The sequence below is a fragment of the Halorubrum trapanicum genome (assembly GCF_002355655.1).
GTDB classification, from domain to species: domain Archaea; phylum Halobacteriota; class Halobacteria; order Halobacteriales; family Haloferacaceae; genus Halorubrum; species Halorubrum trapanicum_A.
The window spans coordinates 869,290-884,512 of sequence record NZ_AP017569.1 but is presented as its reverse complement, the minus strand read 5'-3'; the positions used below and the strand labels follow the sequence as shown (position 1 = coordinate 884,512).

Annotated in this window: 13 protein-coding genes; 3 read left to right on the top strand and 10 right to left on the bottom strand. The window is 73.2% G+C overall.

Annotated features, from left to right (window positions below; all coding sequences use genetic code 11):
* Positions 1-24: 24 nt before the first annotated feature.
* From dapB to CPZ01_RS04300, 3 genes are all read right to left on the bottom strand, one after another.
* Complete coding sequence (dapB, locus tag CPZ01_RS04310; protein WP_096393600.1) at positions 25-828, bottom strand: 4-hydroxy-tetrahydrodipicolinate reductase; 804 nt, start codon at positions 826-828, stop codon at positions 25-27.
* Positions 825-1,823: a 4-hydroxy-tetrahydrodipicolinate synthase gene (dapA, locus tag CPZ01_RS04305; protein ID WP_096393599.1), complete on the bottom strand. Its 999-nt coding sequence runs from the start codon at positions 1,821-1,823 to the stop codon at positions 825-827. The genes dapB and dapA overlap by 4 nt, the downstream gene beginning before the upstream one ends.
* 275 nt (positions 1,824-2,098) lie before the next feature.
* On the bottom strand, positions 2,099-2,782 hold the full coding sequence (locus tag CPZ01_RS04300; protein ID WP_096393598.1) for a haloacid dehalogenase type II: 684 nt from the start codon (positions 2,780-2,782) through the stop codon (positions 2,099-2,101).
* A gap of 144 nt (positions 2,783-2,926) precedes the next feature.
* On the opposite strand from CPZ01_RS04300, the gene CPZ01_RS04295 reads away from it, so the two are divergent.
* The gene (locus CPZ01_RS04295) at positions 2,927-3,865 is read left to right on the top strand and encodes an HD domain-containing protein (protein ID WP_096393597.1); all 939 of its coding nucleotides are present in this window, start codon (positions 2,927-2,929) and stop codon (positions 3,863-3,865) included.
* A 30-nt stretch (positions 3,866-3,895) separates the two neighbouring features.
* On the opposite strand, the gene CPZ01_RS04290 is transcribed toward CPZ01_RS04295, so the two are convergent.
* Positions 3,896-5,488: an aldehyde dehydrogenase family protein gene (locus CPZ01_RS04290; RefSeq protein WP_096393596.1), complete on the bottom strand. Its 1,593-nt coding sequence runs from the start codon at positions 5,486-5,488 to the stop codon at positions 3,896-3,898.
* A gap of 116 nt (positions 5,489-5,604) precedes the next feature.
* Between CPZ01_RS04290 and CPZ01_RS04285 the strand changes: the two genes are divergently transcribed.
* Positions 5,605-9,384 (top strand): tetratricopeptide repeat protein, encoded by a 3,780-nt coding sequence (locus tag CPZ01_RS04285; RefSeq protein WP_096393595.1) that lies wholly within the window; start codon positions 5,605-5,607, stop codon positions 9,382-9,384.
* A 150-nt stretch (positions 9,385-9,534) separates the two neighbouring features.
* Positions 9,535-10,044 carry a PUA domain-containing protein gene (locus CPZ01_RS04280; protein WP_096393594.1) on the top strand — a complete coding sequence of 170 codons (510 nt, stop codon included), beginning with the start codon at positions 9,535-9,537 and terminating at the stop codon, positions 10,042-10,044.
* Positions 10,045-10,429: 385 nt separating this feature from the next.
* Here the strand turns inward: CPZ01_RS04280 and CPZ01_RS04275 are convergent, their stop codons facing one another.
* The 6 genes from CPZ01_RS04275 to CPZ01_RS04250 all read right to left on the bottom strand — a co-directional run bounded on the left by CPZ01_RS04275 (position 10,430) and on the right by CPZ01_RS04250 (position 15,144).
* Positions 10,430-11,470, bottom strand: coding sequence for a presenilin family intramembrane aspartyl protease PSH (locus CPZ01_RS04275; protein ID WP_096393593.1), 1,041 nt, complete (start codon positions 11,468-11,470; stop codon positions 10,430-10,432).
* Positions 11,471-12,171: 701 nt separating this feature from the next.
* Positions 12,172-12,978 (bottom strand): nitrilase-related carbon-nitrogen hydrolase, encoded by an 807-nt coding sequence (locus tag CPZ01_RS04270; protein WP_096393592.1) that lies wholly within the window; start codon positions 12,976-12,978, stop codon positions 12,172-12,174.
* Positions 12,975-13,406: a CoxG family protein gene (locus tag CPZ01_RS04265; RefSeq protein ID WP_096393591.1), complete on the bottom strand. Its 432-nt coding sequence runs from the start codon at positions 13,404-13,406 to the stop codon at positions 12,975-12,977. The genes CPZ01_RS04270 and CPZ01_RS04265 overlap by 4 nt, the downstream gene beginning before the upstream one ends.
* A gap of 113 nt (positions 13,407-13,519) precedes the next feature.
* Positions 13,520-13,747 carry a DUF7123 family protein gene (locus CPZ01_RS04260; protein ID WP_004598402.1) on the bottom strand — a complete coding sequence of 76 codons (228 nt, stop codon included), beginning with the start codon at positions 13,745-13,747 and terminating at the stop codon, positions 13,520-13,522.
* An 81-nt stretch (positions 13,748-13,828) separates the two neighbouring features.
* Positions 13,829-14,011: a DUF7525 family protein gene (locus CPZ01_RS04255; RefSeq protein ID WP_096393590.1), complete on the bottom strand. Its 183-nt coding sequence runs from the start codon at positions 14,009-14,011 to the stop codon at positions 13,829-13,831.
* A 101-nt stretch (positions 14,012-14,112) separates the two neighbouring features.
* On the bottom strand, positions 14,113-15,144 hold the full coding sequence (locus CPZ01_RS04250; RefSeq protein WP_017342631.1) for a phosphate signaling complex PhoU family protein: 1,032 nt from the start codon (positions 15,142-15,144) through the stop codon (positions 14,113-14,115).
* Positions 15,145-15,223 lie beyond the last annotated feature (79 nt).

Here is a 15,223-nt window from a genome sequence, read left to right as displayed (position 1 = left end):
CGTCGATATGCTGATTCCCCGCAGTTATTCCTCGCCCGCGTCCAGCACGTCGCCGAACCCGTACCAGCCCGGGTCGCGGTCGGCGAGCCACGCGGCGGCGTCGAGCGCGCCCTCGGCGAACACCCCGCGGTCGCCGGCGCGGTGCGTGAGTTCGAGCGTCTCGCGGTTCCCGGCCAGCAGGACCTCGTGCTCGCCGGTCACGTCGCCCGCGCGGCGGGCGTGGACGCCGACCTCGCCCGGGCTCCGGGGGGCGTCGCCCTCGCGGCCGTGGACGCGCTCGTCGAGGTCGTCGCGGGCGTCCTCCACGTCGTCGAGGATCGACTTTGCGGTGCCCGAGGGGGCGTCGCGCTTCGCGTTGTGGTGCGTCTCCGTCAGCTCCACGTCGTAGCCGGGGAGCGCCGCGGCGGCCTCGCGGACCGCCCGGCGCAGCGCGGCCACGCCGCGCGCGAAGTTCGACGCCTTGAGCACGGGCACCGCCTCGCTCGCGGCCCGGAGACTGTCGATCTGCGACTCCGCGAAGCCGGTCGTCCCGGTGACGAGCGCGACGCCCGCGTCGGCGCACGCCTCGGCGTACGCGACCGCCGACTCGGGGCCGGTGAAGTCGACGAGGACGTCCGGGTCCTCGCTCGCGAGCAGGTCGTCGAGGTCGTCGGCGTCGGCGACCGGGACGCCCGCCACGGGGTCGGTCGCGGTGCGGTTGACCGCGACCGCGACGGCGACGCCCTCGCGGTCGGCCGCGGCCTCGATCACTTCGCGGCCCATGCGGCCGCCCGCGCCGGTGACGGCGATCCGGAGGTCGGCGTCGGCCGAGTCGCTCGCGTCGCTCATTCGGCGCCCTCCGTCGCCGCCGAGCCGAGATCCGTCGGGTCGAGCGCCCCCGCCGCGCGCTCGTCGTACGCGGCCAGCAGCTCGCGGAGCGCGTCGCGTCGCTCCTCGGAGAGCCGCGAGAGCGGCGACCGGACGCGGGGCCCGCCGCGCCCGCGGATGTGCATCGCCTCCTTCACCGGGATCGGGTTCGTCTCGGCGAACAGCTCGCGGACGAGCGGCGACAGCTCGTGGTGGAGCGTCCGCGCGCGACCGTAGTCGCCCGAGAGCGCGGCGCCGACCATCGCGCAGGTCCGCTCGGGCTCGACGTTGGCGACCACGCTGATCGTCCCCGTCCCGCCGATCGAGAGGACCGGCAGCGTGAGGCCGTCGTCGCCCGACAGCACCGCGAACGACTCCTCTCGGGTGCGCTCGATCACCTCGCTTATCAGGTTCAGGTCGCCGGAGGCCGCCTTGTACCCTCGGATGTTCGGGTGTTCGGCGAGCTCGACGGTGACGTCGACCGGGATCGACTGCCCCGTGCGGCTCGGCACGTTGTAGACGATCTGCGGGAGGTCGACCTCGTCGGCGATGGTCCGATAGTGTTCGAGGAAGCCGGCGGGCTCGGGCTTGTTGTAGTACGGCGAGATGAGCAGCAGGCCGTCGGCGCCGGCGTCGGCCGCGCGCCGCGACAGCGACAGCGCCTCCGCGGTGTTGTTCGAGCCGGTGCCCGCGATGACGGGGATGTCGTCCAAGGCGTCGCGGACCGTCTCGATCACCGCGACGTGTTCGTCGTGGCTCATCGTGGCCGACTCGCCCGTCGAGCCGACGGGGACGACGCCGTCGACGCCGGCGCGTTCGAGGTAGCGGGCGTTGTCGGCGAGCTGGTCGTGGTCGACCGCGCCGTCGTCGGTGAACGGGGTCGTCATCGCCGGGTAGACGCCCTCGAAGGGGGCGTCGGTCGCGTCGCCGTCTGGCTGTTCCGTCGTGTATGGGGTCGTGGTGGTGGTGTCCGTCATGGGTGCTGCGGTGGGTTCGGGTCGGTGAACGGGCCGATGCGCGCGAGTCGGGGGTCGTCCGGGACGGGGTCGCCACTCCCGCCGGCGGACGGTTCACGCGCGTTTTTTCGAGAAGAGCCGCGTCGCTGGCGTCGACTGCTGGCCGCGTGCGGACGCGGAGCGAATCACACCGGCATATGGAACCGACGCGCGCTTATACGTTGTGCCTCGGGTCGAAACTGCCGCGGCGATCGGTCGCCGGGCCGCCACGCGGGGTCCTCGCGTGTGCGGCGCAGTCACGCCCCGAGCCGGTCCGCGAGCTCGTGGAGCGTCTCGACCGTGAGGTCCGGGTCGCCGCCGAACGGCTCCCACGGCGTCCCCTTCCGGTCGACCCACGCGGCCTGCATCCCGGCGTGGCGCGCGCCCAACACGTCGAACCAGCCGGCGGTCGCGTGGACCACCTCGTCGACCGGCGTCCCGGTCCGGGCCGCGCCGTGGCGGTAGAGCTCGGCGGCCGGCTTGAACGTCTCCACCTCGTCGGCGCTGATCGCGTCCTCGACGAGGTCCGCGATGTCGGCGTGGTCGACGAGCGAGGCGAGCATCTCGGGGTCGCCGTTCGAGAGGACGTAACAGTCGTACCCGGCGTCGCGGAGCCGACCGATCGCGTCGCGCACGTCGTCGAACACCTCCAGCTCGTGGTACACCGCGAGGATTTCGTCGCGCTCCGCGTCCGGGAGGTCGACGCCGTGCGCGTCGAGCGCGTACGTCAGCGCGTCGCGGTTCATCTCGTAGAACGGCTGGTACGCGTCGACCGCGTTCGCCACGAACGTGTACGCCAGCGACCGCGACCGCCAGAGCCGCGACACCGGTTCGGGGTCGGCGACTCGGTCCGCGAGCGCCGCCTCGGCGGCCTCCACGTCCACGAGCGTGCTGTACGAGTCGAACGTCACCGTCGAGACGCGGTCGGGATCGAACGCCATGCGCGATGCCACAGCGGGCGGCCGGATAAGCGGTCGGGGCGCCGGCAGGCTCCGTCGCGGTTCGGCCGACGAGACCGCGGCGGTCCGGACACCGGAACCGCGCGGCTCGCACATTTATCCCCGGCGGGCGACTCTGGAGGACGCATGAGCGACCCTGCCGAGGACGCGCCCGATCCGACGGACGACGATGAAGTCCCCGACCCGACCGCGGAAGACGCGCCCGACCCGACCGCGGGAGCGGTCGAGGACGCGGACGTCGACCTCGGTGCCGACACCGACGCCGGCCGCCACGAGTACGACCCGGACGCCGACCACGCGTTTCCCGACGAGCGGCTCAACGAAGTCCTCGCGCGGCTCGAATCCGACGAGGAGGTCGTCGCCTACCTGGAGGCGCAGAACGTCAACCCGGTCGCGCGGAAGGGGTACAACGACCACGGGTCCAAGCACGTCGAGATCGTCCGCGACCGCGCGCTCCGGCTGTACGACCTGCTCAAGTCCGGCGGCGTCGAGTTCAACGGCGCCCGCCAGCAGGGGTTAGAGGAGGCCGACGAGCCGGTGATCGTCGCGCTGGCCGCGACGCTCCACGACATCGGCCACGTCGTCCACCGCCACGACCACCCGTACTACTCGATCCCCCTGGCGGCGGACCTCCTAGACGACCTGCTGCCCTCCTTCTACGGCGTGGCCGATCAGGTCCGGATCAAGGCCGAGGTGCTCCACGCGATCTTATGCCATCACACGGAGGAGCAGCCGCTCACGCTGGAGGCCGGCGTCGTCCGGATCGCGGACGGCCTCGACATGGAACGCGGGCGCTCGCGCGTCCCCTACGAGGAGGGCGGCCGCGGGATCAACACCGTCTCCTCGCAGGCGATAGAGCGCGTCTCGCTCCGCGAGGGCGACGAGACGCCGGTTCAGGTCGTGATCCGGATGAACAACGCCGCCGGCGTCTACCAGGTCGACTCGCTGCTGAAGGCGAAGATCGAGGGGTCGCTGCTCGAAGACCGGATCCGCACCGTCGCGATCAACACCCACAGCGACGGGAACGACGGGAACGGCTCGATCGTCGACCGGATCGAACTCTGATCGCTCGGGTTCGGGCCCGAACGTCCAGATTCAGGGACCCCGAAGCGTGTCGCCCGCGCCGTTCCGGTGGGGCTCCTCGTCGACGACGCTCGTCGCGGCGACGGTCGTCGTCTGCGCGAGGCGGCCCGGCGTGAGCCCCCCACAGAGCTGGCTCCCCTCGGCGGTCCCGCCGCCCAGCACCGGCGCCGCCTCGAACCCGTTCGAACGCGCGCCCGTCGCCGCGATCCCCGGCTGATTGACGACCAACCGGCCGGGAGCGAGGCGCTCCGCGACCCTGCGGGCGCGGCGCTGTTGGGTGGTGTGGACCGCCGCGGCGTGGGGCGAGCCGATCTCGGCCGCGAGCGCGGTCGCGGCGTCGAACCCGCTCCGCCCGTGGACCGCGACCGCGGGGATCCCCGGCAGCGCGGCGAGCCGGTCGTCGGCGCCGTCGGGCTCGGCGACGAGGAACGCCGCCTCGCGGGCCGCGCTCGGGAGGTCGAGCGCGGCCGCCAGCCAGCGCGGCGAGTTCCCGCGGGGGTCCGCCTCGGCGTTTTCGTCCGTTTCGTCCTCGTCGAGGAGCGCGCGGAGCCGGTCGCGCTCGGCCGCGTCGAGGACGTACCCGCCCTCCGATTCGAGCGCGGAACGCAGCCGGTCGACCGCCGGGGACACCGTGACGACCGCGGCGTCGCCCGCGGGGTGGGCGCCGAAGTCGTAGGTCGCCCCGACCGCCACCCGCGTCGCCACGGCCTCGGCCGGGACCGAGCCGTCCGCGACGGAGACGACGCCGTCGGCGCTGGTGGCGACGTTCGGCGTCCCGCAGCGCTGCCCCGCGGCGACCGTCGCCTCGGAGCCGGCCGCGACGACGAGGTCGGCCCGCTCGAACAGCGCGTCGGTCTCGGGCTTCGCCGCCGGCGCGGGCAGCATCGACACCGCGCCGGTCGGCGCGCCCGCGTCGGCGAGCGCGCGGCGGACGGTCTCGACGACGACGTCACACGTCTCCACGGTCGACGGCGAGGGCGCAAAGACGACCGCGTTCCGGGCGGCGAGCCCGTACAGCGAGAGGACTGCGGGCATCACCACCGCGTGCGTCGCGGGGACCGCCGCGCCGACGACGCCCGTCGGCCCGGCGACAGTCACCGTGCCCGCCGCCCCGTCGCGGTCGACCACGCCGGCGGTCGGCGCGTCCCGCAGCGTCCGCCGGGCGGCGTCGAGCGCGGTCGCCGCCTTCTCGGCCTTCGTTCCCGGGTGCCCCCGCCCGGTCTCGTTGGCCGCCGACCGCGCGAGGCGGCTGACCGTCTCCCTGTCGGCCAGCCGCTCGCCGACCGACCGGACGAGGGCGTCGACGTCGTCGGGGTCCCACGCCGCCAGTTCGTCCGCCGCCGTCCGCGCGGTCGCGACGGCCCGCGACGCGCGGCTCGGCTGGTCCGCGGCGCTCGTCGCGGACCGGCCGGCGGCCGGTTCGCGCGAGTTCCCCTCCGCCGCGGGGTCGGTATCGGCTCGGTCGGCGGTCGCGTCCGCCTCCGCCTCCGGCGTCGCTTCGTCGCCCTCGGCCGCAGCCGCTCCGTTTCGTCCGGTCGATTCGCCCTCGCCGAGCCCGGCCGCCGTGCCCGGCTCGTCGCCGTCGCCCGCTCGGTCCCCGTCCATGGATCCAACTGCGTCGGTATCCGGTTTATTCTCACCCCGTGGAACACTGTGTCACCGCGCGCGAGAGTCGTCACTGAGGAAATAGTTATGTCGGTCGGGGCGGTGCGGACGGACGTATGACGGAGCCGTCGGAACTCGTGGGCGTCGTCGAGCGTCGCCTCGACTTCCTCGAACGGCTCACCGCGGGACCGCTTCGCAAACACGAGCTCGTCGACGCGCTCGGCCACTCCCGGTCGACGGTGAACCGCGCGATAGACGAGCTGGAGGCCGCGGGGCTCGTCACCGGCGAGACCGACGGCTACCGGACGACGCTCTCGGGGCGGCTCCTCGCGGGCGAGTACCGCGAGTTCCTGACGGTCGCCGACGACCTCGCGGCCGCCGGCGACGTGCTCGACCCGCTCGGCCCGGACGCCGACGTCGACCCGGCGATCCTCCGCGAGGCGGAGACGTACCGGGCCGCGGCCCCCGACCCCTACCGACCGCTGGAGGTCCTCGACGAGGCGCTCGCCGACGCGGACGCGGTTGCCGCCGCGCTGCCCGCGTTCCCCTATCCCCGGGTCGCGGAGCGGCTCCGGCACGCGGCCGCCGGGGGAGGGACCGTCGACCTGGCGCTGGCGGACCGCGCGTACCGGCACGCGGCCGAGCGCTTCGCGGACGACCTCGGCGCAGTCGCGCGCCGGGACGGCTGCCGGGTCGCCGCCGTCGACGCCGTCGACGCGGGGGTCGTCGCGGCCGACGGGACCGCGCTGCTCCTCACCTTCGACGACGACGGGACGCTCCGCGGCGCGGCGGCGTCGACCGAACCGGAGGCGGTCGCGTGGGCGGAGACGGAGGTGCGCGAGCTGGTCGAGCGCGGGCGCGACGCGGACGAGGCGCTCGCGGCGATGGACCGCTCCGAGACGAAGCGCACGGAGGGCGACGCGGACGCGTCCGACCGGGCGGGTCGCGACGGCGAGGCGGCCGGGAGGGGATCGAGCGCCGCGGGCGAGCTCTTCGGGCGGATCGGTTCGGGCGGCGGCGGTCGGAGCGCGCTCTCGGCGCAGGGGTTCCACGCGGTCGACGAGGAGCGACTCTCCGGCGACCCGGACCCGTACGGACCGCTCCGCGCCACGGCGTCGTTCCCGGAGGTCGACGCGGGGTACGTCCTCGACAGGACGACGGTGCGCGACGGCGACCGACGCTCGATCGCCGGGCTGCTCGTCGACGGACTCGCCGAGGGGACGGACCACGCGCTGGTCGGCCCGCCGGGGAGCGGGAAGAGCACCGTCTGCCGGAGCGTCGCGGTCGAGTGGTACCGGTCGGGACGCGGCCCGGTGACGTACCGACCGGGCGACGGCGGCGACCCGTTTTCGGCGACGGAGCGGCTCCGCGAGCGCGTCACCGAGGGCGACGGCCACCACCTCGTCGTCGTGGAGGACGCCGTCGATCCGGGGGTCGCGGAGGCGTTCGGCGTCGCCCGCGAACTGGCCGACCGCGACGACGTGTCCTTCCTGTTCGACGCCCGCGAGGAGCCGTACGACGACCCCGACGGACTGCCGCTCTCGCCCGCCGACCTCCGCTACCGCCGGGAGATAGCGACCGCGCGGATGCCGCGGCTCGACGGGCGCGAGGTGGAGCGGTTCGTCGACCACGTCGCCGACTGTACGGGGTCCGCGCCGGCGGCCGATCCGGCGGCGCTGCTCGACGACGTGCGGCGCGCCGACGACGAGCGCGTCGGCGAACTGCTCGCGCTCGTCCATCGCCTCGTCCGCGCGACCGGCGACGGCGCGAGCGTCGTCGGCGAAGCGGGCGAGAGCGCCGGCGGCGCGTCGGGGACGGAGGCCGACGCGAGCGACGCCCCGGCCGGCCGCGACGACGCGGGCCCCGAGTCCGGACTGGAGGCGGCGGTCGCGGAGGCGGTCCGGGAGGTCCGGAACCGCCCGCCGCCGACCGCGGACGTCGCGGTGCTGGTGAACCTCCTCAACGTCGCCGGCGTGGGCGACGTCCGCACGCTGGCGTACGCGCTCGTCGACGGCCCGGACGGGGTCGCCGGATCGGAGACCGGGGGAGCGGGGACCGACGCCGAGGGGGCGGACCGCGACCCGTCGCCGACCGTCGACGGCGTTCGCCGTGCGCTCGACCGCCTCGTCGGGACGGCCCTCGTTCGCTCGGGCGACGGGGAGTACCGCGCGGTCCACGACGAGTGGTCGGTGCTGTTCTTGGAGCGGCTCGTCGAGCGGGAGCCGGCGCCGGTCGTCGCCAGACGCGTGGGGCGGGCCGTCTCGCGGGTGCTCGCGCTCGCGGACGACCCCGCGCGCCGCTCGCGGATCCGCCGCGCCGTCGGCGGGGACGCGCCGACGGTGGCCCGAATCGAGCGCGCCCCGGGCGCGTGGGCGGCCGAGACGGTCCGTGCGGTGTACGGCGTCGGGCGCCGTTACCCCCGTCTCGCGCCGCTGTACGGGCGCGTCCGGTACGCGTGGATCGACCTCCCGGACGCGTGCCCGGACGACCTGCGCGACCGGCCGCCGGAGTGGGTGGCGCGGATGTACGTCGAGGCCGGCGACCTCGACGGCGCGACGGCGGCGCTGGACGCGTGGCGGCCGGTCGACGAGGCGGGCGCCGCCGAGCGGCAGCGCGGGTACGGCGACGTGGCGCGGCGGCGCGGCGAGTACGACGCGGCGCGCGAGCGGTACGAGCGGGCCGAGGAGCTGTTCGCGGCCGCGGGCGACCGCGGCGGGCTCGCGGCGGCGGTCCGGGGCCGGGCACAGGCGGCGCACTTCGACGGCGACTACGAGGAGGCCTACGAGGCGGGTTCGCGAGCGTACGCCATCGCCGCGCGGACCGGCGACCCCATCGCGCGGGCGAAGGCGCTGATGGACGTCGGGAACGCGCTCGACGGGCTCGACGGGACCGACGCCGTCCTCGACCACTACCGAGTGGCCGGCGATCTGTTCCGCGCTTACGACGACACGCACGGGGAGGCGAACGTCCGGGCGAACCTCGCGGTCGCGCTGCGGCGGCGCGGCGACCTCGACGCGGCCGAGCGGACGGCGAGACGCGCGCTCGACGGCTACCGGACGGTCGGCGACGAACACCGCGAGGCCATCTCGCTTTTGAACCTCGCGGCGGTCGCAGAGCAGCGCGGCGCCGTCGGCGAGGCGGTCGCCCGCGCGTCCGAGGCGCGGGACATCGCCGAGCGGATCGGCTCGGACATGTACGAGGCGTTCGCGCTGAGCCACCTCGGCAGCGCGGCGCACCTCGCCGGCGACCTCGACCGGGCGGAGCGGTTCCTGACGGCCGCGCTCGACCGCCTCGACCGCCTCGGCGCCGACACGCGGTGCGCGATGGTGACCGCGATCCTCGCCGAGGTGGCGCTCGACCGCGGCGACCCGCCGGAGGCGGAGCGGCGGACCGAGCGGACCGCGTCGCTGCTCGACGACCACGCGGGGCGGAAGCGCCTCGCGGAACTGGACCGCGTCCGGGGGCGGCTGGCGCTCGCTCGCGGCGACGGGGACGCCGCTGCGGCGGCGCTGACGGACGCGGTCGACGCCGCGAGGGAGGGCGGGTTCACGCAGGTCGAAGCGCAGGCGTTGGCGGCGCTGGGCGCCGCGGAGGCCGAGCGCGGCGACGCCGCCGCGGCGGCCGACCGGCTGACCGCGGCCCTCGATCTGGCTCACCGGATCGAGGGCGCGCGGGCCGTCGTTTCGGCGGCCGACCGGCTCGCCGACCTGCTCGCGGGGACGGCCGCCGGGTCGGATTCGATCGACCGGGAGGTGCTGACCGAGGCCCTGCGGGAGTCGTCGCCCGGACCGGTCCCGGACGACTCGGCCGCGGACCCGGCCGCGTACCGGGAGATCGCCGACCGCTGGCGCGTCGACGGCGACGGCGTCGCCGCGGCGTACCCCGCGCTCGGCTGAGGGGAACGGCCGCGACGCGAACGGGGGGCGCGGGAGCAGGGGGGAATATCGAGGCCGGACGGGCGCGAGCGACCGCACCGCGGCCGGTCGGTGTCGCACGCGGCCCGACGGTGTCGCAATCGCTTTCAGCGCGCGCGGAGAACCGCGGCCATGACCGACGCCGACACGCTCGCGGACCTGCGGACCGCCGCCGACTACCAGTTCGGGGCCGGCGCGGGCGACGCCCTGTTCCCGCCGGACGACGCCCTCACCGTGCGCCGGTCGAGCGGCGGCCGCCCGCGGCAGGTGATCGACGGCGACGTCGACGACACGCCGGGTAGCAGCGAGGGGGACCGGCTCGTCTCGTACGGCACCGACGGCCGGTTCACGCTCGGGCTCGCGGGGGGGAAGCGGATCGCCGAGGCGTTCCCCGAACCGCGACACCGGATGGTCGTCGGCGAGGAGAGCGAGCCGTTCGTGCGCGAGGGGCGCAACGCGTTCGCGAAGTTCGTCACCGCGGCCGACGAGGGGATCCGCCCGGGCGACGAGGTCCTCGTCGTCGACGAGGGCGGAGCGATATTCGGGGTCGGCCGCGCCGAGCTCTCCGGCGCGGAGGCCGAGGCGCTCGGCTCAGGCGTCGCCGTGAAGACGCGCGACGGGAACCCCGCAGACAACGAATAGCGGATTTTCTGCGGTGGCGCGTGCCTGCGAGCGGCCGACAGGCCGCGAGCAGCACCGCGCGAGGGAGTCGGTGGTCCGGAGCGAAGCGGAGGGCCACCGACGAGGCTGGGGAGGCGTGAGGTGCGGTCGCTGTTGCGGTCGGGCGGGACTCGAAGGGGCAGCCGCGAGGGCGAAGCACGGCGAAGCAAGCACCGCAGGAAGCGAGTGAAACGAGCGACCGAGGAGCGCAGCGAGCCGCGCGAGTCCTCGCGGCTGGGGCTTCGGCGGTGTTCGTGGCGATCGGTGGTTTATAAATAACATCGCCGTAGTGCCGAGGGGCTGGGGCTTCGGGGGTGTCCGCGTCAGTCAGCAGTTTATAAAGAAATTATCGGACGCCCGAATCTATTTAAAAGAAGCCCGCGAGCCCCAGCGCCTCGATCAGCGGGACGCCGGCGACGAGCGAGCCGATCAGGTAGCCGCCGATCGCGCCGCCATTTAAAAGTGGCAGCCCCGCGTGCGGGCGGCCCTGTATCACCCATCGCATGAGGACGAGCAGCCCCGCGAGCGTCCCGACCATCGCGAGCAGCGCGGGGAGGTTGACGCCGAGGAGCGGGACCGCGAGGTCGGCCGCCGGCGAGAACGTCGCCGCGCTCGCTATCAGCACCGTCGGGATGACGGCGTCGCCGAGGCCGATGAAGAAGGCGTCGCGGTCGCCGCCCTCCGTGGATTCGACGGGCCCGTTGTCTCCGTCGGTGGACTCCGTGTCGGCCGCGTCCTCGTCGCCCTCGTCGGCGGAAGCGCGCTCGGCGTCCGTCTCCGCCGCCGCTTCCGCCTTCTCACCGACCCCCGCGGCCTCGTCGCTAGCCGACTCGCCGTCGAGCAGCGAGTACGACACCGACAGCGGGATCACTAACACGACGGGGATGTTCAGGTCCATCACGCCCTCCGCGAGCGACAGCATGTGCTCGGTGCCGTAGACGGAGACCGCGTCGTAGACGGCGAGGACGGCGAGCAGTATCAGCGCGGGCAGCAGCCCGAAGGAGATGCCGAACAGCCCGGCCGCGCCCGCGCCCATCAACACCCCGGCGGTGTCGATCACGTACCACTCGGGGTGGACGAGCAGGCCGACGGCGACCGCGATCGCGGGAATGGCGGCCGCGAGCGGCGAGACGAGCGCGGAGAACACGTACCACGAGAGCCACGCGGAGGTGCCGACGATCAGCAGGCGGATCGCCCAGTCGAAGTCGTACCGGAACGCCGCCAGCATCAGCCCGGTCATCGCGACGATGGCGGCGACGTACACCACGCTGTTCACCGGATTCTCGGGGTTCTCGACCGCCTGATAGCCGCTCTCGGCGAACTCGGGGACCAGCGCCAGCGCGCCCACCTGAACGACGAGGAACAGCCCGACGACGAAGGCGACGCCGCGGTACTCGCGGGGGAACATTCGACCGCCGGTTCGTCGGCCGAGGGTTTCGGCCTTGCGCTTCGACGCCGCGCTCCGATACTCGCCGCTGTCCGGTGAAGCGAGGCGCGTACCGAAAGGGGTTCGGGCTCGGTGTGGGAGCGGGTGGACCCGAACCCAAGCCGACGGACGACGGACGGTGGAAGCGAGTGGCCGACCGGCCCGCCCGGAACGGGATGGGGCCGGCCGGATTCGTCCGCGGCGTTTGCTTGCTCCTCCGAGCGACGTAAGAACCTACCGGCCAAGTTATCAGTACAGATACTCGGCTCCGGACGAAGCGAGTCCCGCGGCGTCGTCCCCGAATCGCTCCGAGGTTCGTTAGTGCGACGTGGAGAGGGCGACGGCTGAGCGCGTCGAATGCGGATGTGACTGGGCGTCGGTAGAAGGGGGGAAAGGGGTGGAAGTGGGAAGGGGAGGCGGGCGAAAGGCGAAGCGGCGGGAGGCGGACGGGCGGCGGCCGGACAGCGGACCCCCGGGCTGTCGTCGGCGACGCCGCCCAGTGGTCGGGACGGGCGCGCGGATCGATTAACGCCGAATCCCAACGAGAAAAGCGTCGGTCTTCGGCAAGACAGGGTACGTGCCTCATAGGTATAAATGTGTAAGATTCGGATCTGTGGAATCCGGACGTGTGCGATCCGAATGCCCTCAACCCCGTGTCGATCGGCGGGCGCCCGCGGACGCACTCAGCGGCGGTCGCGGAGCGCGGGAAAGTCTTCGCGGACCGCCGCGACCCGCTCGGGATCGACGGTCGCGGTGACGACCCCGGGTTCGTCGCCGACCGACGCGAGCGCGGTGCCCCAGGGGTCGTACACCGCGCTCCGGCCGCAGAGCGCGTCGTCGCCGAACCGGCCGCTCCCGTTGATCGCGGCGACGTACGCGAGGTTCTCGATGGCCCGCGCGCGGCCGAGCGTCCGCCAGTGTTCGATCCGCGGGTACGGCCACGCGCTCGGCACCAGCACGCACTCGACGCCCGCGTCGACCATCGCGCGGAACTGCTCCGGAAACCGGAGGTCGTAGCAGGTCGTCACCCCGACCGTGACGCCCGCGAGATCGATCACAGGCGTCCGCTCGCCGGGCACCATTCGGTCCGTCTCCTCGGAGCCGTACCCGAACAGGTGGTGCTTCCGGTAGACGAGCCGGCGCTCGCCGTCGGCGTCGAACAGCACCGCTGCGTTGGCGAGGCCGGACTCGGCCGGCACGTCGAGGCCGTCCGCGGCCGACGCGGACAGGTCCTCGACGACCGTCCCGGCCAGCACCGCGACGTCGTGGTCGTCGGCCGCGGCCGCGAACCGGGCGAGGCGGTCGCCGGCGAGGCTCTCCGCCGCGCGGCCGTACGAGTCGAACGCGAAGTAGCCGACGTCGAACAGCTCGGGGAGGACGACGAGGTCGGCGCCCTCGTCGGCGGTCGCCCGGACGCGGTCGAGCGCCCGCTCGACGTTCTCCTCGACGTCGCCGCCCTCGACCGCCAGCTGGACGCCGGCGAGTTTCATGCCGGCGAGGCGAGCGAGGCGCGGAGCGCGTCCTCTAAGTTGTCCAGCTCGGCGTCGAAGTTGCGCTTGAAGAAGGACTCGACGCCGGGGAGGCTCCCGTCGACGACGAACTCGTTGGCGAGCCGGCAGCCGCCGTCGTCGGTCTCCGTGATCTCGTGTTCGCCGGTGACGCGGAACGCCCGCGACTTCCCGACGAACTTCACTCGGTTCGGGGGGTCGCGCTCGACTTCCTCCGTCTCGACGTCGATCGTCGAGCGGATCATCGGTATCGGGAGCGCGACGTGCCAGGTCGCGTTCCGGTCGTCGTGAACCTCGAAGGAGTCCACCACGCTGATGGCGCCCGCGCGCTGCTCCGCGTCCGAGATGAACGCCCACACGTCGGCCGGCGGCGCGTCGAACTCGAACGTCCGGGAGACTCGAACGGTCATACGATCCCGTTTGGGGCGACGGGGGTTAAAAATGCGCGTCGACGGAGTCGGATTCGGGGAACGCGTCGACGGAGCCGGCGAGCGCGTCGGGACGCGACCGCGACTCTCCCCTCTCAGCCGTCCGGCGTCACGCGCCAGGTGGTCGACTTGGCGCGGCCCCACTTCTCGATATCGACGTCGTCCGACTTCTCGGCGAGTCTGGGGAGCCGCGAGCCCACCTGCTTCGCGGTGAGTCCGATCGCGTCGGCGATCGTCTTCGAGCGAACGTACCGCTCGCCACGGGTAACGCTGTCCGTGAGGTACGCGAGGATCCGCTGTTCCTCCTCGGTGTACTCGCTCATTATCAGACCTACGCGTCTGACGTCCTTAACGGTTTCTCGTTGTTCGGACCGGGCGACCGGTCCGCGCCGCGGATCGGTCGCTCAGTCGAACAGTTGGGCCGCGCCGACGGCGAGCGTCGCGAAGACGAACGCGCCCGCGAATCCCCACGCCTTCCCGAGCTGTCCCGGGTACGCTAGCATCACCACGGCGCCGACGACCGCGATGGCGCCGAGCGCGAGCGCGACGCCGACCTCCTTGTCCGATTCGATGGAACCCTCGCTCATACGAACCGCTTCGCGGGGGGCCACTTAGTTCATGCGAACCGCGCGACACGGGCCGGGGAGGAACCCGCGCGACGGCCCGTGCCGCGGGCGACGCGCCGCGGTCAGATTATCTCGACGTGGTCGGACGCCTCGTTGAGCGCGAGGTTCGCCGCGATCTCCGCGTTCCGCATGGCGTACTCCGCGGTGTGCTGGAGGCTGACCAGCACCTCGCGGGTCATCAGCAGCGTCTCGTTGTCCAGGTCGTCCGGCAGCTCGGCGAGGATCTCCTGTTCGCGGTCCTCCAAGCGGGAGAACAGGTCGCGGCACTCGACGGTGAGGTCGTAGTCGCGCTCGACGACGGCCCGCACCGCGAGCGCGGTCAGCTCGTCCACCTGGTCGGTGAACTCGCGGATCTGCCGCATCGTCGCGCTGTCGACGTCGAGGGTGTGTCCGTCGGCCTCCATCACGATCTCGGCGATGTCCTCCGCGTTGTCCGCGGTGAGTTCGAGGTTCTTCGCGACGGAGCGGTAGCCGATCAGGGGGAACCCCTCCTCGAGACCCACTGCGCGAGCGAGGTTCGGGTTCTGATACGCCGTGAAGATGAGCCGGAGCAGGAGGACGAAGATCTTGTTCGCCTGCCGCTCGCGGTTGAGCGCGCGCTGCGCGAGGTCGGGGTTGCCGTGCGCGAGCGCCTTCACGCCCTCGCCGCGCATCGTCGAGCCCGTGTTCTCCAGCCGTTCGAGCAGGTTGTCGAGGGTGAAGTCCTCCGGGTCGACCGAACAGCGAATCGAGATGTCCTCCGGGGTCTCTTCGATGACGCCGAGCCCCATCAGCTGGGTCTCGGCTTTGTACACCGCGTTGATGTGCTCGCTGTCGAGCGTCCCCTCGCTGCGGACGTGGATCACGCGCCGCCCCAGCACGTACTGCGCGACGATCGCGCGTTCGAGCGAGCGCGCGTCGAGCCCGTCCGCGTTGATCACCGCCTCCGACTCCTCGGTGCTCACCGACTCGGGGAGCACCGTGAGCGTCCCCTTGCCGCCCATCCGCAGCGACACCTCGTCGCCTTTGTTCACGCCGTGTTCCTGTGCCCACTCGGCCGGGAGGGTCATCGCCAGCGTCGACGGCCCCAACCGCTGGACCTTCCGCGTTTCCATACGCGACCGTATCGCGGGATACACCTTAACGTTGTTCCCATGTTCATTATATGCTTCATCGAATATACAAGGGATGGCG